Annotated in this window: 21 protein-coding genes and 2 tRNA genes; 13 read left to right on the top strand and 10 right to left on the bottom strand. The window is 59.8% G+C overall.

Features of this window, described 5'->3' with window-relative positions:
* Positions 1–210: 210 nt before the first annotated feature.
* The 7 genes from mnmG (at position 211) to serS (ending at position 8,166) form a co-directional block, all read left to right on the top strand.
* Positions 211–2,082 (top strand): tRNA uridine-5-carboxymethylaminomethyl(34) synthesis enzyme MnmG, encoded by a 1,872-nt coding sequence (gene mnmG, locus J3352_RS08915; protein ID WP_156066862.1) that lies wholly within the window; start codon positions 211–213, stop codon positions 2,080–2,082.
* Positions 2,083–2,252: 170 nt separating this feature from the next.
* Positions 2,253–2,807: a prolyl-tRNA synthetase associated domain-containing protein gene (locus J3352_RS08910; protein ID WP_347562998.1), complete on the top strand. Its 555-nt coding sequence runs from the start codon at positions 2,253–2,255 to the stop codon at positions 2,805–2,807.
* A 206-nt stretch (positions 2,808–3,013) separates the two neighbouring features.
* On the top strand, positions 3,014–3,721 hold the full coding sequence (gene rsmG / locus J3352_RS08905) for a 16S rRNA (guanine(527)-N(7))-methyltransferase RsmG (protein ID WP_097773097.1): 708 nt from the start codon (positions 3,014–3,016) through the stop codon (positions 3,719–3,721).
* A gap of 157 nt (positions 3,722–3,878) precedes the next feature.
* Positions 3,879–4,673 (top strand): ParB/RepB/Spo0J family partition protein, encoded by a 795-nt coding sequence (locus J3352_RS08900; RefSeq protein ID WP_005929172.1) that lies wholly within the window; start codon positions 3,879–3,881, stop codon positions 4,671–4,673.
* Between the two features lie 193 nt (positions 4,674–4,866).
* Complete coding sequence (locus J3352_RS08895; RefSeq protein ID WP_005929178.1) at positions 4,867–5,718, top strand: ParA family protein; 852 nt, start codon at positions 4,867–4,869, stop codon at positions 5,716–5,718.
* 3 nt (positions 5,719–5,721) lie between these two features.
* Positions 5,722–6,591 carry a ParB/RepB/Spo0J family partition protein gene (locus J3352_RS08890; RefSeq protein WP_097773098.1) on the top strand — a complete coding sequence of 290 codons (870 nt, stop codon included), beginning with the start codon at positions 5,722–5,724 and terminating at the stop codon, positions 6,589–6,591.
* A gap of 243 nt (positions 6,592–6,834) precedes the next feature.
* Positions 6,835–8,166: a serine--tRNA ligase gene (serS, locus tag J3352_RS08885; RefSeq protein WP_005929185.1), complete on the top strand. Its 1,332-nt coding sequence runs from the start codon at positions 6,835–6,837 to the stop codon at positions 8,164–8,166.
* A gap of 131 nt (positions 8,167–8,297) precedes the next feature.
* Here serS and J3352_RS08880 read toward each other — a convergent pair.
* From J3352_RS08880 to J3352_RS08845, 8 genes are all read right to left on the bottom strand, one after another.
* Positions 8,298–8,372 (bottom strand) — tRNA-Glu (locus J3352_RS08880).
* A gap of 91 nt (positions 8,373–8,463) precedes the next feature.
* Positions 8,464–8,540: transfer RNA gene (locus tag J3352_RS08875), tRNA-Met, on the bottom strand.
* 160 nt (positions 8,541–8,700) lie between these two features.
* Positions 8,701–9,369: a hypothetical protein gene (locus tag J3352_RS08870; RefSeq protein ID WP_005929187.1), complete on the bottom strand. Its 669-nt coding sequence runs from the start codon at positions 9,367–9,369 to the stop codon at positions 8,701–8,703.
* A 152-nt stretch (positions 9,370–9,521) separates the two neighbouring features.
* A complete protein-coding gene (locus J3352_RS08865; RefSeq protein ID WP_005929188.1) occupies positions 9,522–10,178 on the bottom strand; it encodes an HAD family hydrolase in 657 nt (218 codons plus the stop codon).
* Between the two features lie 94 nt (positions 10,179–10,272).
* Positions 10,273–11,649 (bottom strand): hypothetical protein, encoded by a 1,377-nt coding sequence (locus J3352_RS08860; protein WP_005929189.1) that lies wholly within the window; start codon positions 11,647–11,649, stop codon positions 10,273–10,275.
* Positions 11,646–12,077 (bottom strand): hypothetical protein, encoded by a 432-nt coding sequence (locus tag J3352_RS08855; RefSeq protein ID WP_005929191.1) that lies wholly within the window; start codon positions 12,075–12,077, stop codon positions 11,646–11,648. Before J3352_RS08855 ends, J3352_RS08860 begins: the two co-directional genes overlap by 4 nt.
* Positions 12,074–12,739, bottom strand: coding sequence for a TrkA family potassium uptake protein (locus tag J3352_RS08850; protein ID WP_005929193.1), 666 nt, complete (start codon positions 12,737–12,739; stop codon positions 12,074–12,076). Before J3352_RS08850 ends, J3352_RS08855 begins: the two co-directional genes overlap by 4 nt.
* Positions 12,740–12,786: 47 nt before the next feature.
* The gene (locus tag J3352_RS08845) at positions 12,787–13,200 is read right to left on the bottom strand and encodes a TrkA family potassium uptake protein (RefSeq protein WP_005929195.1); all 414 of its coding nucleotides are present in this window, start codon (positions 13,198–13,200) and stop codon (positions 12,787–12,789) included.
* Between the two features lie 252 nt (positions 13,201–13,452).
* On the opposite strand from J3352_RS08845, the gene J3352_RS08840 reads away from it, so the two are divergent.
* Both J3352_RS08840 and J3352_RS08835 read left to right on the top strand, forming a co-directional pair.
* Positions 13,453–14,283, top strand: a complete 831-nt coding sequence (locus J3352_RS08840; protein ID WP_005929199.1) for an undecaprenyl-diphosphate phosphatase — start codon at positions 13,453–13,455, stop codon at positions 14,281–14,283.
* Positions 14,284–14,442: 159 nt separating this feature from the next.
* A complete protein-coding gene (locus J3352_RS08835; protein ID WP_242699921.1) occupies positions 14,443–15,672 on the top strand; it encodes a DUF362 domain-containing protein in 1,230 nt (409 codons plus the stop codon).
* On the opposite strand, the gene J3352_RS14285 is transcribed toward J3352_RS08835, so the two are convergent.
* Positions 15,635–16,222 (bottom strand): hypothetical protein, encoded by a 588-nt coding sequence (locus tag J3352_RS14285; RefSeq protein ID WP_242699920.1) that lies wholly within the window; start codon positions 16,220–16,222, stop codon positions 15,635–15,637. The two genes, J3352_RS08835 and J3352_RS14285, sit on opposite strands and share 38 nt — an antisense overlap.
* Positions 16,223–16,481: 259 nt before the next feature.
* On the opposite strand from J3352_RS14285, the gene J3352_RS08825 reads away from it, so the two are divergent.
* The 4 genes from J3352_RS08825 (at position 16,482) to J3352_RS08810 (ending at position 21,710) form a co-directional block, all read left to right on the top strand.
* The gene (locus tag J3352_RS08825; protein WP_156066865.1) at positions 16,482–18,023 is read left to right on the top strand and encodes a PTS transporter subunit EIIC; all 1,542 of its coding nucleotides are present in this window, start codon (positions 16,482–16,484) and stop codon (positions 18,021–18,023) included.
* A 181-nt stretch (positions 18,024–18,204) separates the two neighbouring features.
* A complete protein-coding gene (locus tag J3352_RS08820; RefSeq protein WP_156066868.1) occupies positions 18,205–19,521 on the top strand; it encodes a M18 family aminopeptidase in 1,317 nt (438 codons plus the stop codon).
* Positions 19,518–20,462 carry a tRNA glutamyl-Q(34) synthetase GluQRS gene (gene gluQRS / locus J3352_RS08815; RefSeq protein WP_156066871.1) on the top strand — a complete coding sequence of 315 codons (945 nt, stop codon included), beginning with the start codon at positions 19,518–19,520 and terminating at the stop codon, positions 20,460–20,462. The genes J3352_RS08820 and gluQRS overlap by 4 nt, the downstream gene beginning before the upstream one ends.
* 219 nt (positions 20,463–20,681) lie before the next feature.
* Positions 20,682–21,710 carry a leucine-rich repeat domain-containing protein gene (locus J3352_RS08810; protein ID WP_005929212.1) on the top strand — a complete coding sequence of 343 codons (1,029 nt, stop codon included), beginning with the start codon at positions 20,682–20,684 and terminating at the stop codon, positions 21,708–21,710.
* Positions 21,711–21,768: 58 nt separating this feature from the next.
* Here the strand turns inward: J3352_RS08810 and J3352_RS08805 are convergent, their stop codons facing one another.
* A complete protein-coding gene (locus J3352_RS08805) occupies positions 21,769–22,422 on the bottom strand; it encodes a phosphatase PAP2 family protein (protein ID WP_242699919.1) in 654 nt (217 codons plus the stop codon).
* Between the last annotated feature and the right edge of the window lie 169 nt (positions 22,423–22,591).

Here is a 22,591-nt window from a genome sequence, read left to right as displayed (position 1 = left end):
TCGAAGCGCGGGAGGCACGAACTAGGGGCTGCTCGCCCCTAGTGACCCCAAAGAAGTGAGCTCCAAACAAAAATGCTGGAGATTCGCGCTCCCGCGCGAAGATCTCTTAACCGTATTTTTGCTTTCCACCGATTTGAAGTCGCTGCGCGACGGGCTGTGTAGGTACAGTTTCGATTGTTCCATTGACAATAGAGGGAATCCGAAAAAGTTATGAACCATTTAGGAGATTATGATGTGATCGTAATAGGCGCGGGCCACGCTGGCATTGAAGCGGGCCACGCTGCTGCCACGCTGGGTGCCAAAACGGCGGTGTTTACCATGAGCCTGGATGCCATTGGCAACATGCCCTGCAATCCCAGCATCGGCGGAACTGCAAAAGGAACGCTGGTACGCGAATTGGATGCGCTGGGCGGTGTGATGGGCCTTGCGGCGGATGCCACCTACCTGCAGAGCCGGATGCTGAACAAGGGCAAAGGCCCTGCCGTTCATGCCCTGCGCGTTCAGACCGACCGCAAGCGCTACCACGAATATATGAAGCACGCCCTTGAACTCACGCCCGGCCTTGCCATCCATCAGGCCGAGGTGGTGGGCATTGAGGTGGAGAACGGCCATGTCAAGGGCGTTGTGACCCAGCTGAACGGGGAGTACAGCGCAAAGTGTGTGGTCATTGCCACGGGTACCAACCTGGGCGGCAAAATTTTTGTCGGTGATGCGTGGTATGCTTCCGGCCCTGACGGGATGCACGCCGCCAATGCCCTGACTGAAAGCCTGAAAGCCGCCGGTCTGCCTCTGCGGCGGTTCAAGACCGGTACGCCTGCCCGCGTCCACCGGAGAAGCATCGACTTCTCCAAGCTGGAATGCCAGCCTGGCGACCCGGACAGCGAGCTGCAGCCCTTCAGCTTTCTGACGGATGCACCCATGCACAACAAGGTCGAATGCTGGATCGCCTACACCAACCCCGAGACCCACCGGATCATTCTGGACAACATCCAGCGCAGCCCACTCTATGGCGGCATGATCGAGGGGATTGGCCCCAGGTACTGCCCCTCCATTGAGGACAAGGTGGTGCGCTTTGCGGGCAAGGACCGGCACCCCATCTTTGTGGAGCCCTGCGGCGAGAACACAGAGGAGATGTATCTGCAGGGTGCGTCCAGCAGCCTGCCCGAGGATGTGCAGAACGCCTTTTACCGGAGCATTCAGGGGTTTGAACACATTGAGATCATGCGCCCGGCCTACGCCATCGAGTATGACTGCGTAGACCCGACCAGTCTGGAGGCCACGCTGGAGAGCAAGGTGGTGCGGGGCCTGTATGGCGCGGGCCAGTTCAACGGCACCTCCGGCTACGAGGAAGCCGCCGCGCAGGGTCTGCTGGCCGGTCTGAACGCTGCCCGCAGTGCAAAAGGGGAGAGTCAGCTCATCCTGGAGCGCCAGACCAGTTATCTGGGCACCCTGGTGGATGACCTTGTCACAAAGGGGGTCATGGATCCCTACCGCATGATGACCAGCCGGAGCGAGTACCGCCTGACCCTGCGGCAGGACAACGCCGATCAGCGGCTGACCCCCATTGGCCGGGAGTATGGTCTGGTGCAGGATGACCGCTGGGCAAAATACCAGCACACCCAGAGCATTCTGGAAGCGGAGCGCCGCCGCCTGCACGAGACCCATCTGCGCACCGCTGACCTGCGTGCTGCCATGGAAGCAGCCGGGCTGACCCCTGCCGCTGAGGGCGGCATTGCCGAGGAGCTGCTCCGCCGCCCTGAGATCAGCTATCCGCTGTTGGCGGGTGTGATCGGCTGGGGTGAGGGCATCACCCCCATGCTGGCCGAGCGGCTGGAGACCGAGATCAAGTACGCAGGCTACATTGCCCGGCAGGATCGGATGATCCGTGACGTGGCCCGCCACGAAAAGACCCTGATTCCCGCAGATTTTGAGTATGCTGACCTGACCGGCCTGACGCTGGAAGCCCGTGAGAAGCTGACCCGCATCCGTCCGAAGAATCTGGGGCAGGCGGGCCGCATCCCCGGCGTTTCACCCTCCGATGTGGCGCAGCTGAGTATTGCGCTGGCTGCTGCAAAACGATAAATGGGGTTGCCCTCTCCGTCAGTGCTTTGCACTGCCACCTCTCCCAAAGGGAGAGGCTCTGGCGGTTTGATCAGAACGTAGAATCAACCCTGCCAATGGCTCCCCCTTTGGGGGAGCTGGACGCGAAGCGGCCTGAGAGGGCGAGGATGGTAAGAAAGAAGGGTTACTTTATGGAATTGGTTCTATACAAGGGCCGCCCTGCCGATTGTACGGGCAGGCTTGAAAAAGAGATCCGCACCTATGATCTGTTGGATGCGCTGGGGCTGGAGTACTGGCGCACTGACCATGCCTTTCTGCGGGCCGACACCATGGAGGACTGCATGGTCATTGATGACAGCCTGGGTGCCACGGTCTGCAAGAACCTGTTCCTTTGCAACCGGCAGAAAACGAACTTCTACCTGCTGATGATGCCGGGGGACAAGCCCTTCAAGACAAAGGAGCTCTCCCATCAGCTGGGCATTTCCCGCCTGAGCTTTGCCTCCCCGGAGGATATGGAGCAGTATCTGGATTGTACGCCGGGCTCCTCGTCTGTTATGGGGCTGGCGAACGACAAGGAAAACAAAGTTCAGCTTCTCATGGATGAGGATGTGGTCAAGGGGGAGTTTCTGGGATGCCACCCCTGCATCAACACCTCCTCGCTCAAGCTGTACACGAAGGATGTTCTGGAAAAGTTCCTGCCGGCGGTACGCCATGAGCCTGTTTATGTTGTTTTGAATGGAGACTGAGTTCTCTTTTGCCTGCCAAAAGAGAACCAGAAAAGCACCCGCTACTTTCGAGGCGCGGGAGGCACGAACCAGGGGCTGCTCGCCCCTGGTGACCCCAAAGAAGAAGGCTTCAAACAAAAATGCTGGAGATTCGTGCATTCGCACGAAAATCTCTTGACCGCATTTTTGTTCTGCGCCGATTTGAAATCGAGAACGAGAGGTGCGAAATGATCGATAAAGCGAGACTGGAGCAAAAATGTTCCATGTGGAACATTGCGCTGACCGGGGAACAGCTGGACCAGCTGGATGCCTTTGCGCAGATCCTGGTGGACTACAACCAGAAGGTCAATCTGACCGCCATTACCGACCCAGAGGGCATTGAGGACAAGCACTTCCTCGACAGCCTGCTGTTTGCCAGCCAGCCCGAGGTGGCAGGGAAGATGGTGGACGTGGGTGCCGGTGCCGGATTCCCGGGCATCGTGACAAAGATCTACAAGCCCGAGCTGGAGCTGACCCTGATGGAGCCCACCGGCAAGCGGGTGGAGTTCTTGAAGTATGCCTGCGCTCAGCTGGGCCTGACCGGGGTGGAGTTTGCCAAGGAGCGCGCTGAGGAAGCCGCCCGCAAAGCATGGCGGGAGCAGTTTGATCTGGCCTCTGCCCGTGCGGTGGCGGCTCTGCCCATGCTGGCCGAGTACTGCTTACCGCTGGTCAAGGTGGGTGGCAGCTTCCTTGCCATGAAGGGTGCTTCCGGCGAGGAGGAGCTGGCTGCAGCCCGCGGTGCCATCCGGAAGCTGGGCGGTGAGTATAAGGAGACCCGCACCCTGCATCTGCCGGGCGGCGATACCCGCACCCTCATCCTCTGCAAAAAGATTTCGCAAACTCCGACAGCCTACCCCAGAAACGGTGGAAAGATCGCAAAGTCTCCGCTGAAATAACGCAAAACCGCAAGATAAATGCCAAGCCCTGCCGAACGATTCTTCTGGCAGGGCTTTTTGATTTCTGGTACACTGGAACTGCAATGAGTGAGTTTTCCACCGTTTCCCGGGAAACAGTGGAAAACCGTGTCACATTTCAGCGAAAGGGGAAAGAATCATGTTTGAATGGAAGAAATCTGCCGGAAAGATCTACACCCTGCCTGTGGAAAGCATCCGTCCCTCGCCGTTTCAGGCTCGGACAGTTTTTGATGAAAAGGAGCTGGCGGGGCTGGCTCAGAGCATCCGGGAAAACGGCCTGCTGCAGCCCATCTCGGTGCGGAAGGTCGAGGGCGGTTACGAGCTGGTGGCAGGGGAGCGGCGGCTCCGTGCCTGCAAGCTGGCCAGGATGGAGACCATCCCGGCCATCCTCTGCGACTGCGGCGACCAGCGGACTGCGGCGCTGGGTCTGCTGGAAAACATCCAGCGGGAAGATCTGAACCCCTTTGAGCAGGCACAAGGGCTGCGGGATGTGATCGCCCTTTGGGACTGCACCCAGGCCGAGGCGGCCAAGCGGCTGGGCATGGCACAGCCCACCCTTGCCAACAAGCTGCGGCTGCTGCAGCTGACCACCGACCAAAGGCAGTTCGTGCTGGACAATGGCCTGACCGAGCGCCACGCCCGGGCTGTCCTGCGCCTGCCCGAGAACCGGCGGAGCGAAGCCCTTATCACCATTGCCAAGCGGCGGATGAATGCCCGGCAGACCGACCTGTACATTGAGCAGGTGCTCAATGCCGCCGCCCCGGGCAGACACCGCATCTCCATGGTCAAGGATGTGCGCATCTTTGTCAACACCATCGACCATGCCATCCGGCTGATGACGGACAACGGTGTGCCTGCCACGGCCCACAGGGAAGAGCGGGACGGCTATATCGAATACACGGTGCGCATTCCAACCGCAGCCGCGCAAAGATAAAACGCATCGCAATTTTCACAAAAAATGCAATTCCACAGGGTTTTTACGCAAAATAATCAGGAAACAGGTTCAAAAAGCCGCGCTGATGTGCTATACTAGTCTTTAAAGGGGCTTTGCTGGTGGGAAAACAGCGGGGCCCGGCCTCGAATGTTCCACGTGGAACAAATAATTTTCCCGGGAGGAAACAAAGAGCGTGGCTAAAATCGTTGCAATTGCAAACCAAAAAGGCGGCGTGGGCAAGACCACCACGGCCGTGAACCTTTCGTCCTGCGTTGCGGCTCTGGGCAAAAAGACGCTCATCGTCGATCTGGACCCGCAGGGCAATACCACCACCGGTTACGGCATTCCCAAGCGGAGTGTCGATGTGGGTACTTATGAGCTGCTGATCGGTGAGGCGGAGGCAAAGGATGCCATCCGCAAGACCGAGTTCCGCACCGATGTCATCGGTTCCAACACCCGGCTTGCGGGTGCGGGTCTGGAAATGATCGACCTGCCGGGCCGCGAAAGCCGCCTGCGCAAGGCGCTGGCCTCGGTGCAGAAGGACTACGACTTCATCTTTGTGGACTGCCCGCCCAGCCTGGATCTGCTCACCCTGAACGGTCTGTGCGCCTGCGACAGCGTGCTTATCCCCATCCAGTGTGAGTATTACGCACTGGAGGGCCTGTCGGAGCTCATCAGCACCCTCAAGACCATCCGCAAGAAGTACAACCCCTATCTGGACATCGAGGGCGTGGTGTTCACCATGTTCTCCGGGCGGTTCAACCTGACGCTGCAGGTGGTGGATCAGGTCAAAAAGTATTTTGGCACCAAGGTCTACAAGACCACCATCCCGCGTACCATCCGCATCTCGGAAGCGCCCAGCTACGGCCAGCCCATCAATTTCTATGAGCCCAAGGGCAAGGGCAGCGAGGCTTATATGGATCTCGCCATTGAGTTCGTAAAGAACAACCGCCCGCATGAACCGGCACGCCGCCGCACAAAAGGGAACAGTGCCCCCGCCGAGCAGAAAAGCGCACTGGAACAAGTGAAGCAGGGGGAAGCGTAACCTATGGCAAAAAAAAGAGGAGGACTGGGCCGGGGCCTGGAAAGTCTGTTTGAGGACACAGCCCCCAGTTTTGAGTCCGATAACCGGATCGAGACACTGCCCCTGCGGGAGATCGAGCCGGACCCGGCCCAGCCCCGCAAGACCTTTGATGAGGAAACGCTGGCAGAGCTGGCGGCCAGCATCTCAGAGCACGGTTTGCTGCAGCCCATCGCGGTGCGGCCCCACGGGGTGGACCGCTATCTCATCGTGGCCGGTGAGCGCCGTTGGCGTGCCTGCCGGATGGCGGGCCTGACCGAGGCTCCTGTCGTCGTGAAGGATGTCACAGATGAGCAGGCCATGGAGCTGGCGCTGGTGGAAAACCTTCAGCGCGAGGATCTGGACCCGGTGGAAGAAGCACTGGGCATCCGGGAGCTGATGACCCGCTGTGACCTGACCCAGGAGCAGGCCGCCCGCAAACTGGGCAAGAGCCGCAGTGCGCTGGCCAACAGCCTGCGTCTGCTCAACCTGCCCGAAACGGTGTTGGAGCTGCTGAAGGGCGGTTTCCTCACCACCGGCCACGCAAAGGTGGTGCTGGGCCTGCCCACCCCGGAGCTGCAGGAGCAGGCGGCACAGATCATTGCCGACCATGAGCTGAATGTCCGGCAGGCAGAGGCCCTGTGCAAAAAGCTGGCCAAGCCCCCCAAAGAGCCTGTGGAGCCCGCCCCGCGCGGCACCCTGCCTGTGGAGGTGGAGGAGAGCCTGAAGCAGGCACTGGGCAGTGAGGTCAATGTGGCCTACCACGACGGCAAGGGCAAGCTGACCGTCCATTTCTACTCAGATGAGCAGCTGAAGGCTTTTGCAAACTTATTAGGGCAATATCAGGTTGAGGATTAAACCTCTCCGTCATTGTTGTTGCCCAGTAGGAGGGGCCTTGGCAGCCGATGGAAGCTTTTCGTATACGCCAGAGGCTCCCCTGCTAGGGGAGCTGGCGGGCGCAAGCCCGACTGAGAGGTTGTACGAAGGCAAGCCTGCCCGAGAAGAAAAACATAGCGATCTAAGGCGCACGCCGCCTTTGAACGGCATGGGAAAGGGCTTACCCGCCCCATGCGAACCGAAATAGAGTAAGGAGAGTAAATCATGCTTGATATCAAATTTGTCCGTGACAACCCGGATGCTGTCAAGGAAAACATCAAGAAGAAGTTCCAGGATGCCAAGCTCCCTCTGGTGGATGAAGTCATCGAGAAGGACGCAAAGTACCGCGAGTGCCTGAAGGAAGTTGAGAGCCTGAAGGCTGCCCGCAACAAGCTGAGCAAGGCCAACGGCCCCCTGTTCGGTCAGCTGAAGAAGTGCACCGATGAGGCCCAGAAGGCCCAGCTGCAGGCACAGATCGATGCCAACAATGCCGCCGTCAAGGCCGACGCGGACAAGATGGCAGAGCTGGAAGCCGAGGAAGCCAAGCTGGCTGACCGCATCCAGGAGATCATGTACACCATCCCCCAGATGATCGACCCCAGCGTGCCCATCGGCCCCGATGACACCTACAACGTGGAGGCTCAGCGCTTTGGCGAGCCTGTGGTGCCCGATTTCCCCATCCCGTACCACACCGAGATCATGGAGAGCTTTGACGGCATCGATATGGACGCTGCTGGCCGCGTTGCCGGCAATGGCTTCTACTACCTGCTGGGCAACATTGCCCGCCTGCACGAGGCTGTGCTGGCTTATGCCCGCGACTTTATGATCGACAAGGGCTTCACCTATGTCATTCCTCCCTTTATGATGCACGGCAACGTGGTGCAGGGCGTGATGTCCTTCCCCGAAATGGATGCCATGATGTACAAGATCGAGGGCGAGGATCTGTACCTGATCGGTACCAGTGAGCACACCATGATCGGCCGCTTCATCGACCAGACCCTGGACGAGGCAACTCTGCCCCTGACCCTGACCTCCTACAGCCCCTGCTTCCGCAAGGAGAAGGGCGCACACGGCATCGAGGAGCGCGGCATCTACCGCATCCATCAGTTCGAGAAGCAGGAGATGATCGTGGTCTGCCGTCCCGAGGAGAGCGCCGACTGGTACGAGAAGCTCTGGAAGAACTCTGTGGAGCTGTTCCGCAGCATGGAGATCCCCGTGCGCCAGCTGAACTGCTGCTCCGGCGATCTGGCTGACCTGAAGGTCAAGAGCTGCGATATCGAGGCCTGGAGCCCCCGCCAGCAGAAGTACTTCGAGGTCTGCTCCTGCTCCAACCTGGGCGATGCACAGGCACGCCGCCTGCACATCCGCGTCAAGGGCAAGGACGGCAAGACCTATCTGGCCCACACCCTGAACAACACCTGCGTGGCTCCTCCGCGTATGCTGATCGCCTTCCTGGAGAATCATCTGCAGGCCGATGGCTCCGTGACCATCCCCAAGGTGCTGCAGCCCTACATGGGCGGCCTGGAAGTTATGGTTCCTACCCACAAGAAGGGCTGAGCCTGAGCTTTTCCACAAAGCACTCATAAAATGTTGAAAACCCCGCCGTCCGCGTGATGCAGACGGCGGGGTTTTGTTGTGTAGAAAAAACAAAAAGAAAAAAGCTCCTGATTTTTCAATCAGAAGCTTTTTGGTGACCCGTACGGGAATCGAACCCATGTTACAGCCGTGAAAGGGCCGTGTCTTAACCGCTTGACCAACGGGCCTCAAAAACACAGAGCTTCGCTAAAACCTCCGACATCCATCATCCACTACTGCGGACGACCGTCCCCCTTATCTTAGCGAAACTCTGTAACGTGGTAGCGGTAACTGGATTTGAACCGGTGACACTTCGGGTATGAACCGAATGCTCTAGCCAACTGAGCTATACCGCCATATTTATTTTGTGCACTTGAACAGTGCTTTATTATTATAGCCAATCGACCGCGATTTGTCAACAATTATTTCGCAAAAATTCAAAAATTTCTGAAATATCTCCTTTCATGGCGTAAAAAAGACGCTGTAACAGAAAAAAGTTACAGCGTCTTGCGTAAATCATTCCCGATATTTCTCCATCATTTCCTTGAACAGCACAGCCGGAGAGGGCGGCGTGTAGGTAATGGCGTTGGCACCCGCCGCAATGGTGGCGGAAATGCTCTCGCCGGTTTTGCCGCCGCTGGCGATGATGGGCACATCCGGGAACTGCTCCCGGATCTTTGCCACCACCCGGGGCGTGTCGGTGCTGCAGGCCACATTCAGGATGGATGCCCCGGAATCAATGCGGCTCTGGATGTTGGTGTTCTCTTTTGTTACTGTGATGATGACCGGGATGTCCACCACCCGCGAGACCGCCAGCAGGTTCAGGTCAGAGATGGGGGAATTGAGCACCACGCCCATGGCACCCTGGCTCTCCACGTCGCGGGCAAGGTTCAGGGTGCGCACGCCATGGGTGGTGCCGCCGCCCACACCGCAGAACACCGGGATGTAGGATGCCTTGATGATGGCATCGCTGATGGCCTGCTGTGGCGTGAAAGGATAGACCGCGAACACCGCGTCCGCGTCGCAGTTGCGGATGATGGCAAGGTCGGTGGTGAATACAAAGCTTTTCAGCCGCCGCCCGTTGATGACGATGCCGCTGGCGGCATACACCTCCTGGGGCATTTTCAGGATGTTGTGGCGCAGGCGGCTCTCTACGTTGGGGGAAGTTTTCTTTTCAGCTGCCATGGGGGCAAGTCCTCCGTTTCTCAATTGTTTCAAATAGGAACTATATTATAGGAAAACAGGGGAATTTATGCAAGAAACATCCTGTGAACAGTCTGCAAATAAAAATCGGCCCTCTCCGTCCGTGCTTCACAGCACCGGAGAGGGTCGTTCCTTTAATGTGTTCTAACGTATTCTAAAATATCCTCAGGCACGCCGGCCAGTGCATCGGCTCCGGCAGCAGTCAGTTCTGCGCGGCCCCGGAAGCCCCACAGCGCCCCCATGGCAGGTAGACCGGCATTGTGCCCGGTCAGGATATCTACATCGCTGTCGCCCACAAACAGGGTGCTGGCAGGGTCTGCGTGCAGGTCCTGCATCAGGCTGTAAACACCGGTGGGGTCGGGCTTGGTGGGCACGCCCGGGCGGCTGCCCCGCACCAGAACAAACCGACCTGCCCCGAAATAATGCTCGATGATCTTGCCGCACAGCGGGTCAGCCTTGTTGGAGAACACCGCGCACTGCACGCCCGCGGTGTTCAGCGCGTCAATGAGGGCAGCAATGCCCGGGTAAGGCGCGGTCTTGTCCTCCTTGTGGGCATCGTACCGGGCGGTAAACTCCGCCAGCGTAGCGGCCAGCTGCTCCGGTGTGCGGGCATCGGCGGGCGAAAACCGCTCCACGAGCTTCGGGATGCCGTTGCCCACCATGTGCTTGAACTGCTCCACCGTAAACTCCGGCCACCCGTGCTGTGCGCACACCCAGTTGCCTGCATCGGCCAGGTCATCGATGGTGTTCAGCAAAGTGCCGTCCAAATCAAATAATACCGTATGAATCATAACAATTTTACTTCCCCTAAAAACAAATAGCTTTATCTTTATGCCAAGGACTCCCCCTATTGGGAGAGCTGTCGCCGATCGGCGGCTGAGAGGTTTAATTCGTTTCCATAAATCTGAAAAAATTCTCCGCATCCCGCAGCGGCACGCTCCTCACCTTGAGCTTTACCCAGCCGGGAAAGGTCAGGGTCAGGTTGGTGCGGCCAACGCTGGCAGCCCAGGGGCTTTGTGCTGCGGTCAGGCAGACATCCGGGTGAAACACACAGATGCAGTGCAGGTAGAGCCCCTGCTGCCGCCGCAGGGTCATGCGGCCCTCCCGCAGCCAGAGGCCCTCCCGTCGGTAGCCGGCCGCGGCCCCGGCCAGCAGTGCCCCAAAGAAGAGCGTGGGGATGAGCAGGGTCACGGTCAGCTGGGGCAGCACTGTGGCCGAGACCAGCGTCAGCAGGAGGCAGAGGGCAAAGGGAATGCCTGCCGGTGCAAAAAAGATGAGACTGCGCTGCTCGGTGCGGGCCAGCAGGTCAGGCGGCATCCGGAACTCCGGCAGCAGCTCCCGGAACAATGCCTCCTCGCCGCTGCGGTAGACGAACAGCGGCAGCTCGGGGGAGCAGCCGCCCGCGGTTACAAAGACCGGCCAGCGTTTCATCAGCCGGGCGGCGGGGGAGATGCGGACATCTGCAAAGCTGATCTCGCTTGTCCGCACCCGGCACTCGAAGTGCCCCAGCCAGCCGCCCCGGCTGCCGATCTGGTCGGCCGTGTGCCAGACAGTGTAGTGCACGGTCTGGGCAAAGCTGCGCATCAGGCTGGCCCCCAGCAGAAAGCCTGCGGCCGCCAGCAGCCACGCCGCGCCTGCAGGGAGCCACCGCGCCGCGAATTGGGCCAGAAAGTTCACCTGGATCTGGGCAAAAACGGCAGGGTTCCAGTCCGGAACATCCCGGGTCTGGCGTACGGCCAGCACGAACAGGGCCAGCGTGGAGAGGCCGTTGGCCCCCAGAAAGCCCAGTGCCGCCCGTTCCCCTCCGGCGGGCCGGTGCAGGGTAGGATTTACTAGAGGCATCAGCTGGTCTGCCACCGCCTCGGCATCGGCTTTGGGCAGGCAGACCGAAAGGGTGTGCTTTTGCACCGCGCCCACCGGGTAAAGGGTCAGGCGGCTTGCCCCGGCCATCCGGTAGAGCAGGGGCCGGTCGATGGTCAGTGCCGCCAGCATCTCGCCCCGCAGGGCACGATCCAGCCGGATGCCCAGCCGCCAGTACAGATGAAAGACTCCGGTGTCATCCATGCTCCAGCTGCTCACACGCAGGATGCCCCAGCTCACTGCGCAGAGTAAGAGGAACAGCAGCGCATCCTGCCGCAGAGCCGTGTGCAGGGCTGTCCAGTTCCGCTCAAACAGCACCTGAACCAGCGGCAGCAGATAGACCACCAGCGTCTTGCGCAGAAACCGCAGGACGGTAAAGGGGTGCAGGCGGCGTTCATTCATCGGATCTCCTCCGCAAGGGCATGGGTGAGGGCAGCGGCCTGCTCTGCCGGGACCGCCGGTAAAATAAGCCGCGTGCCCGGTGCCGTGATGACGACCACCGATACCCCTGCCAGCCGGAGCAGCGGCGTGCGCAGCTGGAACAGCCCTGTTACGGCCCTGCATCGGATCGCCCGCCGCAGCGGGAAGACGATGCCGGAGTACACCGTCAGGGTCTCCGCGCCCAGCGCGGCGGCATAGCTGCAGGCGCGCTGGTACACCACCGCCACCAGTGCGGCCCAGAGCAGGCAGAACACCACCCCGGCAGGCAGGCTCTGCCAGAACACAAAGGGAGCCGCCAACAGGCCCGGGATGGCGGCCCAGCAGCAGAGCACAGCCCGGCCCCGGGGCGGGATGATGAGCGCCGTGCGGCGCAGCTCCCGCTCCGTCACTTGCTGTTCAGCTCCCAGGCATCGGTCAGCAGGTGCAAGGTATCGTCCTGCGTCAGCACCAGGATGCGGTCCCAGGGCAGCAGAACGGTGTTGCCGTGGGGGATGATGAACTCGGTGTCGCGGGTGATGCTGACCAGAATGGCATCGCCGGGAATGGGCACATCCATGATGGCCTTGCCCGCAAACTTGAAGTTCTCGGGCAGCAGGATCTCGTTCAGGCTGGCCGTGCCGCCGCCCAGGCTGAGCAGCTGGCGGATGGTATCCGTCTCGATCTCCCGTTCCAGAATGTGGCTCAGGTTGTCGGTGCCGCAGACCACGGTGTCCACGCCTAAGGTGTGCAGCAGCTCCCGGTTTTTCGGGTTGGAGGCCCGGGCCACGGTGCGGTCCACGCCGAACTCCCGCTTGGCGATCTGACAGGCCACGAGGTTGTCCTCATCCGAGCCGGTCACGGCCACAAAGGCGTTGCAGCTGCCAACATCGGCGGTGCGCAGGGTGTCCACGCTGATGGAATCGCCGCAGATCACGGGGATGTCCAGCGAATCTGCCAGCATCCGGCACTGGGCCTCGATGGGTTCAATGATGACCACCGAATGGTGGTTCGTCAGCAGGCTCTGGGCCAGATACCGCCCAACACGCCCGCCGCCTGCAATACAAACTTTCATATTGACACCTCGTATTACTTTGGGTAAAACTATTTTGGGATAAAACCTCACTTCGCCAGCGCACGGAACACTGCCTGTTCTGTCAGGATGGTGGGGCAGATCGTGTCCAGCTCGTAGGTCTTGTGGTAGAGCACCTGCAAATGCGGGTCGGAGACGCGGCAGATGACCTTTTCGCGCCGGAAGATGTTCTTTGCGATCTGCGCAGCCATCAGGTTCACGGAGTCATCCTCGCTCACAGCGGCCACCGCGTCGCAGTTCTCCACGCCGCCCTGCTTGAGGATGTCGGGATCGGTGGGGTCGCCCACAAGGGCTGTGCCGCCAAAGGAATAATCATCAAAGCTGTCCAGCCGCTTGAGCTGCTCGGGGTCCTTTTCGATCAGGGAAATATCATGGCCGATGCGTTCCAGATCCCGCACCAGTGCCGCGCCCACCTGGTCGCAGCCGATCACCAGAATATTCATGGATGTCACCTCATTGTTCAAAATCTGTTGTTATCTGGCCCGGCATTCCGTGTCAGAAGGAAACACAGGGAAAAACGTTGTGTCCAGTATAGCATATTTCCCGCGGCAGATAAATACAGAAAAAGCAGACAGTGCTCCTGTATAAAATTTGTGATTTTTCGTGCGCAGGCTCTCAGAATATGATATACTGGAGAGCGAACCCAATCTGAATGTGTGCAGAGCGCCTGTGCTGCTTTGCAGGGAGGAGAACCCATGTTTCTTGAAATACTGAAAGCCATCCTGATGGGTATTGTGGAGGGCATCACCGAGTGGCTGCCCATCTCGTCCACCGGCCACATGATCCTGGTGGAGCAGGTGGTCAAGTTCAACGCCAGCGAGGAATTTATGTCCATGTTCCGCGTGGTCATCCAGCTGGGTGCCATTCTGGCCGTGGTGGTGCTGTTCTGGAATAAGCTCTGGCCCTTCGGCCTGCGCCATGGCCGCGTCTGCTCCAAACCTGCCGTCTGGCAGCTCTGGTTCAAGGTAGTGGCCGCCACCATTCCGGTGCTCATCATCAGCCCGCTGGACGACTGGTTTGAGACCCGCTTCTACAATTACATTACAGTCGCCGCCATGCTGATCCTGTACGGTGTCCTCTTCATCCTTGTGGAGAATCGCCGCACCGCCCCGCATGTCACCCGGCTGGAACAGATCACCTACCGCGAAGCCTTCATCGTTGGCGTGTGGCAGATGCTGGCCATCATCCCCGGCACCTCCCGCTCCGGTGCCACCATCGTGGGCGGCCTGCTGCTGGGTCTGTCCCGTGCCTGTGTGGCCGAGTTCACCTTCTTCCTCGCCATCCCGGTTATGGCGGGCGCGTCCCTGCTCAAGGTGGTCAAGTTTGTTCTCTCCGGCGCTGCGATGACCGGCACCGAGATCGCTGTCCTCGTGGTGGGCTGCGTGGTCGCCTTTGTGGTCAGCCTTGCCGCCATCCGCTTCCTGATGGATTACGTCAAGCGCCATAACTTCAAGTTCTTCGGTCTTTACCGCATCGTGCTGGGCCTGATCGTCCTGGCCGTGGCTGCCATCACCGCCATTGCGTAAATTGCTCCCCAACCCCCCCAGCCGCCCGCACGGGCGGCTTTTTTGCGCCCTGGGGCAGTTGCCCCGGCCCCGGCCTTGTGTTATACTGGAGCCATAAAGAGAGAACCCGGCGGCGGGAGAGTGCCGCGCCTGAAATTGTCAAAAACGGAGGAGATCCCTATGGAAGCATCGACTGTATATTACACCGACTTCCGGTGTCCTGTGGGCACCAGCCTGACCGAAAAACTGCGCCGCCTGTGCATTGCGGCGGGCATCAAGAGCATTGATATGGACGGCAAGTTCGTGGCCATCAAGATGCACTTTGGCGAGCTGGGCAACCTGGCCTTCCTGCGCCCGAACTACGCTAAGGTGGTGGCAGACCTGTGCAAGGAGCAGGGGGGCCAGCCCTTCCTGACCGACTGCAACACGCTGTACCCGGGCAGCCGTAAGAACGCGCTGGAGCACCTGAGCTGCGCGCAGGAAAACGGCTTCTGGCCCATGACCACCGGCTGCCAGATCATCATTGGCGACGGCCTGCGCGGCACCGATGAGCTTGAGGTGCCCGTGCCCAACGGCGAATACTGCAAGACCGCCAAGATCGGCCGCGCCATTATGGATGCCGACATCTTCATCAGCCTGACCCACTTCAAGGGCCACGAAGCGACCGGCTTCGGCGGAGCCATCAAGAACATTGGCATGGGCTGCGGTTCCCGTGCGGGCAAGATGGAGCAGCACTCCTCCGGTAAGCCCGCCGTGCAGGAGGAGCTCTGCCGCGGCTGCCACCGCTGCGCCAAAGAGTGCGGCTCCGATGCCATCCGCTACAATGAGAACAACAAGGCGGTCATTGATTACGAAAAGTGCAAGGGCTGCGGCCGCTGCATCGGTGCCTGCAACTTCGATGCCATCTATTCCATCGACAGCAGCGCCAACGAGGAGCTGGACCGCAAGATGGCAGAGTACGCCGCCGCCGTCTGTGCAGGCCGCCCCTGCTTCCACATCAGCCTGGTGCAGGATATCAGCCCCAACTGTGACTGCCACGGCGAGAACGATGCCCCCATCCTGCCGGATATTGGCATGTTTGCCTCCTTTGACCCCGTGGCGCTGGATCAGGCCTGTGCCGATGCCTGCCTGAACGCACAGCCCCTGCCCAACAGCCAGCTGGGCCAGAACCTTGCAAAGCCCGGCTGGAACTGCCACCACGACAACTTCAAGGATTCCAACCCCAATGTCGAGTGGAAGGCAACGCTGGAGCAGGCCGAAAAGATCGGCATGGGCACCCGCCAGTACACCCTGAATGCAAGAGACATAAAAATAAGCCCGACAACGTCGGGCTTATTTTTATGTCTCTTGCATTCAGGGGCAGACGGAACGATCAATACTCGCTGGAAGCCGGGACCAGTATGTCAATGACATCGGCCAGGGCTTTCCAGTTTTCCTCGGAACAGCCGGGCAGTTCTTTGGCATCCAGACCGGCATCCTCGATGCGGCCGGTCATGCTGTCCTTGTCGGTCAGCAGGGTCTCGGCATCGGCCTTGATGAGCGGCCAGGCATCGGCAAAGCTCTGCTGGTCATCGGCACTCAGGCTGTCGAACCACTGGGTATAGGCATCTTTGATGTCGCTGACCGGCTGGATGCTCATGTTGCAGCCATCGGCCCATTTCAGCAGGGAAGCCGCCGCGATGACGGATTTCAGCGAGCAGCCGGACACGCCGGGGCCCCAGCCGAGGCAGGGGGCAAAGGCATCGTCCGGGTCAGAGAGGGAGAACAGGGAGTTCTCGCCTGCGTCCAGCGGGCCCACCTTGCCAGTGTCGGCGGTCACAGTGGAAGAGGGGATGCTCTCGCTTGCAGAAGCGGAAGAGCTGGAAGCGGCAGTGCTGCCGGAAGAGGTGCTGCAGCCTGCCAGCACGCCGCACAGCAGGGCGGCGCAGACCAGCAGGGAAAGAATACGCTTGCGAATCATAGGAAAGCCTCCTTTTATCGTGTTCCGGCCCATCTGCCGGAGAAACTGCTCTGGTACATTTCTAGTATACTGTTCTGCCGGGCTGTTGTCAATCGGCGTGCGCAGGACGATTTTTCACCCCGGCTGTGCAAACTATACAAACTTTTGTCCTTTTTTTCTCAGTCGGGCGGGATTGACATTTTTTGCGCTGGCGCGTATAATTCGGCCATGGTCAAACTGGGAGAAATGAGTGAAGAACCGGGAAAAGGGGGAGAAACGGATGCAGAAATTTCTGCGGCGGCTGGAACGCTTTTCACAGTCGCTGCTGTCGCCGCTGTCTTATCTTTCGGCGGCGGGCCTGCTGCTGGTGCTGGGGGCGCTGCTCACCAGCAAGCCCTTGTGTCAGGCGCTGCCGGTGCTGCAGTGGGCTCCGCTGCAGCTGATGGGTCAGCTGCTTTACAACGGGATGATGGTGCTCATCAACAACCTCAGCGTCATTCTCTGCGTGGGGGTGGCTGCCGTGCGCGCCAAAACCGAAAAGCAGGATGCCGCCCTGCTGGCGCTGATGGCTTACCTTGTGTTCCTCACAGCCAACCACACCGCGCTGGAAGCGCTGGGACTGCTTGCCCAGCCGAACGGGATGACCGGCCTTGCGGGCACGGGTCAGACCACCATTCTGGGCATTCAGGTGGTGGACACCGGCGTGGCAAGCGGCATCGTGCTGGGCTTTGCGGCGGCGTGGCTCTTCAACCGCACCTGCGAAAAGCAGTTTTATGGCATGATCACCCAGCTCTATTCGGGCCTGCGGTGGTCGTTTTTGTGGCTGTCGGCGCTGGCGGTGGCACTGGGGCTGGGGTTCTGCTTTGTCTGCCCGCCGCTGCAGCGGGCGGTCAGCGCCCTCACGGGCTGGATCGCGGCTTCAGGGAACGCGGGTGTGTTCCTTTACGGCTTTCTGGAACGGCTGCTCATCCCCACCGGCCTGCATCACCTCATCTATATGCCCTTCCAGTTCTCTTCGCTGGGCGGCAGCCTGACCGTAGGCTCTGTGACCTACACAGGTGCTTACGCCGTCTGCATGACCGAGTACACCATGGGCCTGCCCCTCTCAGACGGCATCGTCTGGATGTACACCGGCTTCACCAAGACCTTTGGCTATCTGGGCATTGCAGCGGCCTTCATCTTCACGGCCCGCAAAGAGAACCGTGCCCGTACCGCCGCCGCTATGATTCCGCTGGCGGTCACGGCCTCGGTGGCCTCCATCACCGAGCCCATTGATTTTCTGTTCTGCTTCGTTTCGCCCCTGCTCTGGGTGGCCCATGCGGTCATTACGGGCAGCTTTATGGTGCTGCTCCATGTCCTGCATGTCCGGGCCTTTACCTCCAACCTGCTGGGGTCGCTGGTGTTCAACCTGAGCGCCGGGGAGCAGCTGCAGAACATGCCGCTGCTCTATCTGCTGGGCTTTGCGGAGATCCTGACCTACTTTGCCGCGTTCAGCATCCTCATCAAGGCAAAGGATCTGCCCACCCCGGGCCGGGAAGCTGCCCTTTCCGCAGACCAGTCCCCGTACACCGACCCGCAGGAGGTGTGCCGGTTCATTGCCGCGCTGGGTGGGCCGGAGAACATCGCCCAGCTGGGAAACTGCTTCACCCGCCTCCGGCTCACGGTGCGGGATGCCTCGCTGCTGGATATGGGGGCTCTGCTCTCTCTGCCCCATAAAGGTCTTGTGGTGCAGGGCACCCGGGTCCAGCTGGTCTGCGGCCTGCACGCCGCCCAGCTCCGCCATGCGCTTGAACAGCAGCTTGCCGAGATGGCCCCGGTGTGATTGCATTTTGATAAGAGAAACGGTATAATTGTGGCGAAACCTCTCAGTTGTCTGCGGCGACAGCTCCTCTAACAGGGGAGCCAAGAAAGGCCCCTGCCTCTCCTATTAGAAGAGGTGGCATTGCGAAGCAATGACGGAGAGGTTTAGCAATGGATAACCTGAAAATAAAGGAGAACATAAAATGCAGAATAACACCTTTTCCGTCGAAGGTCTCTTCGATTTTCTGAACGCCGGTGTCAGCGCCTTCCACTCCACGGCTGCGGCTGTGAAGCTCCTGGAGGAGAACGGCTACCAGAACTGCCCCGAGAGTGCAGCCTGGGAGCTGGTGCCCGGCGGCAGATATTACACCACCCGCAATGCCTCTGCCGTGCTGGCATGGCGGATGCCCAAGGGTGAGCTGACCGGCTGGCATGTCACCGCCAGCCACAGCGATTCTCCCACCTGGCGCATCAAGCAGCTGGACGGCGGCAAGGACACTGTCTTTGCCAAGGCGGAGACCGAGGGCTACGGCGGCATGATCATGCCCACCTGGCTGGACCGTCCCCTGAGCGTGGCGGGCCGCATTCTGGTCCGCACGGAGAACGGCATCCGGAGCCTGCTGGTCCACCCCGACCGGGCGCTGGCTGTCATCCCCAACCTCTGCATCCACTTCAACCATGACCTGAACAACGGCATGAAGTACAACCCTCAGGTGGATCTGCAGCCCATCTTTGGTGAGGCGGGCTCCACCCTGCGGGACGCTCTGGCTGAGGAGGCCGGGGTCAAGGCAGAGGATATCGTGGACGCTGACCTGGTGCTCTGCACCCGGGAAAAGGCCGAGCGCGTGGGCCTGAAGGGCGAATACTTCATGTCCGGCCGCATCGATGATCTGGAATGTGCCTACACCACCCTGTGGGGCTTCCTGCAGGGCCGCGGCGAGGAGGAAGGCCGGGGTGATATGTGGGTCATGTTCGACAACGAGGAGGTGGGCTCCTCCAGCCGGCAGGGCGCACAGGGCACCCTGATGGCCAATGTGCTGGCCCGCATTGAGGAAAAACTGGGGGTCACCCGGGAGCAGAGCATCCGTGCCTGCACCAACAGCCTGCTGCTGAGCGCTGACAATGGCCACGCCACCCACCCCAACCACCCCGAAAAGAGCGATCCCGCCAACGTGGCGGTCATGGGCGGCGGTGTGCTGCTGAAGTACAATGCCCGCCAGACCTACACCACCAGCGGCTTTACCGGCGCTGCCTTTGCCGAGATCTGCAAAAAGGCCGGTGTGCCGGTGCAGGTGGCCGCAAACCGCGCGGATGTTCCCGGCGGCTCCACGCTGGGCAACCTGCTGGGCCACCAGATCCTGATCCCCATGGTGGATATCGGTCTGGCACAGCTGGCCATGCATTCCGCAATGGAGACCGCCAGCTGCAAGGATGCCGAGTACATGGCAAAGGCCGTGGCCGAGTTCTATAACACGCCCATCTCCCAGCCTGTGGACGGCGAGTGGAAGCTGGGCCTGTGAGCGCTGTGACCGGGCGCTTTGCCCCCAGCCCCAGCGGGCGGCTGCATCTGGGCAATCTGGCCTGCAGCCTGCTGGCCTGGCTCAGCGCCAGAAGTCAGGGCGGGCGCATCGTTCTGCGCATTGAGGATCTGGATGCCGAGCGCTGCCCTCGCAAATATGCCGACGCACTGGAAGAGGACCTGCGCTGGCTGGGCCTTGTCTGGGACGAGGGCGGCAGCAGCGGCGGCCCCAACGGCCCCTATTACCAGAGCGAGTGCGCCGCCATCTACACCGAGAGCTATAACAAACTGGAAGCACAGGGCCTTGTTTACCCCTGTTTCTGCTCCCGTGCCCAGCTCCATGCCGCCAGCGCACCCCACACCTCCGACGGCAATGTGATCTATCCCGGCACCTGCCGGGGGCTGACGGCGGAGCAGATCGCCGAAAAGAGCAAAAAGAAAGCCCCGGCCTACCGTCTCATGGTGCCCGATGAGGACATCACCTTCACCGATGGCTGTATGGGCCCCCACACCGAGAACCTGCTCCACGACTGCGGGGATTTCTACCTCCGCCGCGCCGATGGCGTGTTTGCCTACCAGCTGGCTGTGGTGGTGGACGATGCCCGCATGGGCGTGACGGAGGTGGTGCGGGGCGCGGACCTGCTTTCTTCCACCGCGCGGCAGCTTTATCTTTACCGTCTGCTGGGCCTGCCCGCCCCAAAGTTTGCTCATTGCCCGCTCCTGCTGGCTCCCGATGGCCGCCGCCTGTCCAAACGGGACGGGGACCAGAGCCTGGAAAACCTGCGGGCAAAGTATACGGCGGAAGAGATCGTGGGCAGGCTTGCCTTTGCCTATGGTCTCCAACCTGAACCGGCTCCCCGCACCCCGGAAAGCCTGATTCCAGACTTTTCCTGGGACAAGGTGCCCAAGCAGGACATCTGCCTGCCGGAAGGCCTGTTTTAAGCAAACCTACGATTTTTGCCATGCCTGTGCAAAGATCGTGGGTTTTTCTTTACAAAAAAACAATCTATGGTAAAATATAACTAGAGATTTTGCCGAAACGGAAAGGAGCCTGTTATGCGTAAAATGTTAAAAGCGTCGAGTTTGTTGATTTGTGCAATGCTTTTGTTCAGCGCATGTGCAAGCTCTTTGAATCTGAGACCGGGACCTTTCCGTTCGGAAATGCAGGATGTTTTCGTTCAGCAGACGACACTTACGGTTCCGGCCAGTCACGCCGAGCATGGGGAGGATTATGTCATTGAGTGGCAGGACCCTGTGATGGAAAAGCACGTCCGGAAATGGCTTGACCGCCCGAAGGGAGATATCTATCACAGCGATGTCTGGGATTATCAGCGGGTCTCGATAAATTCCGGAACCGGCGTAGGGGATCTCATCGTCAAAGATGCACCGGATGGGGTGGACATTGGAAGAAACGTCAACAGCAATGAGCAGCTGGCAGCCTGCGCAGTCAGCGTAGAGGGAACGTATGATCCGGTGACCTCTCTGGCAGACCTGCGGCATTTTGACAGCTTGCAGGTATTGTCGGTCAATAATAGAAGGGGAGCCCCACCCATTACAGATCTGACAGGTCTGGAGGAATGCAAAAATCTGATGCTTTTGAGTGTGCCCAGTGTGGAGAGCAGCGCATTCCCGACCTTTGCAAAGCTGGATTCTGTGGTAGAGCTGAAGTATGGCAGTGACGGGATCCGGGCGGATTCCAATGTCTCCGACCTTTCGGCGCTGGCGCAGATGAAGTCGCTGAAGATGCTGTGGATCACCGGCAGTGAGGTCGATCTGACCCAGCTGGCCGGAGCTGACTTGCGGGTCCTGAGACTGGACGTGACCCGGATCGGTTCGCTGGAACCGCTGAAGCAGATGGAAAATCTGAGCTTTCTGCAGCTGTGCCAAGGGCCGGAGATCGACAGCTTTGCCCCGCTGGCGGAGAGCAGTGTGCAGTATCTGAGTATGTCTCTCTCTCAGGGTGCACAGGAAGCCTACAAGGACATGGATTATACTCCCCTGACCCAGATGCCGCAGCTGATCTGGCTGGATCTGACCAACAACATCACGTTTGATACGGAAACCTGCAAAAAACTGCTGGCAAACGATACGGCCCTGAAATATCTGAAAATTTCCTATACATCAGCGGCCAAAGATGCCGAAGAGCTGGATACAGCGCACCTGAAAGAGTTCACTGCCCCGGCTCCGTAATGCCCCAAAATGCAAAACACCCATGCCAGCGCCGGCATGGGTGTTTTTCTGTACAGATTCAGAGCCGCTGCAAGGCTCTTGCGTCGCTGCGTTCCAGTGCGGTCATGCCGGTATCCAGCGCCATGGCCAGCAGGATGCCCAGCAATACATCAATGCAGCTGTGCTGCTTGAGCAGGACTGTGGATGCAATGATGGAAACGCAGAGCACGGCGGAGGCAGGCCGCATCCAGCGGCGGCCCGGCGTTTCAAAGATGCGGCTGCGGTAATAGGCCATCATCAAGGTGACGGAGTTGAACACATGGATGGAGGGGCAGACGTTGAGGGGCGTGTCGGTGGCATAGAGCATCCGCACGGCCTGAGCAAAGATATCGCTGCCGTACACCCGGTAGGGCCGCAGGTCAAGCCCGGTGGGCAGGATGACATAGCAGGCCAGCGCAATGGTCATGCCCGCAAACAGGGGCAGGCAGAGCCGCCAGAAGTCGGCCCGGGGCGCTTTCCACAGCAGGTAGAACAGGGTGAACGGGATCCATACGAACCACGCAAAGTAGGGCACGATGGCATATTTGCAAAAGGGGATCAGGTCGTCCAGATGGCAGTGCACCAGAACATCGGGCACGGCAATATGGACTTCGAGCCAATGGAACGCCGAAAGGTAAAACAGGAGATAAAACGCCATGAACGAAACGGGATGGCGGGAAAACCAGTTGCGCATGGAACACACTTCCTTTTCTGGAATGGGGGCCGCAGCCCCGCCTAAAGTTCTTTGCAGCGTATGATTATACCGCGCAAAGACGAAGAAAACAAGACAAAAAGCTGACAAAATCGTGAACACATCCGCGCGGAATTTGGTATGCTTTGGGGAAGCGGATGCAGGGGAGAGA

This window comes from Faecalibacterium sp. Marseille-Q4164, from assembly GCF_017377545.1.
Lineage (GTDB): Bacteria > Bacillota > Clostridia > Oscillospirales > Ruminococcaceae > Faecalibacterium > Faecalibacterium duncaniae.
This window is presented reverse-complemented; position numbering and strand designations above follow the sequence as displayed.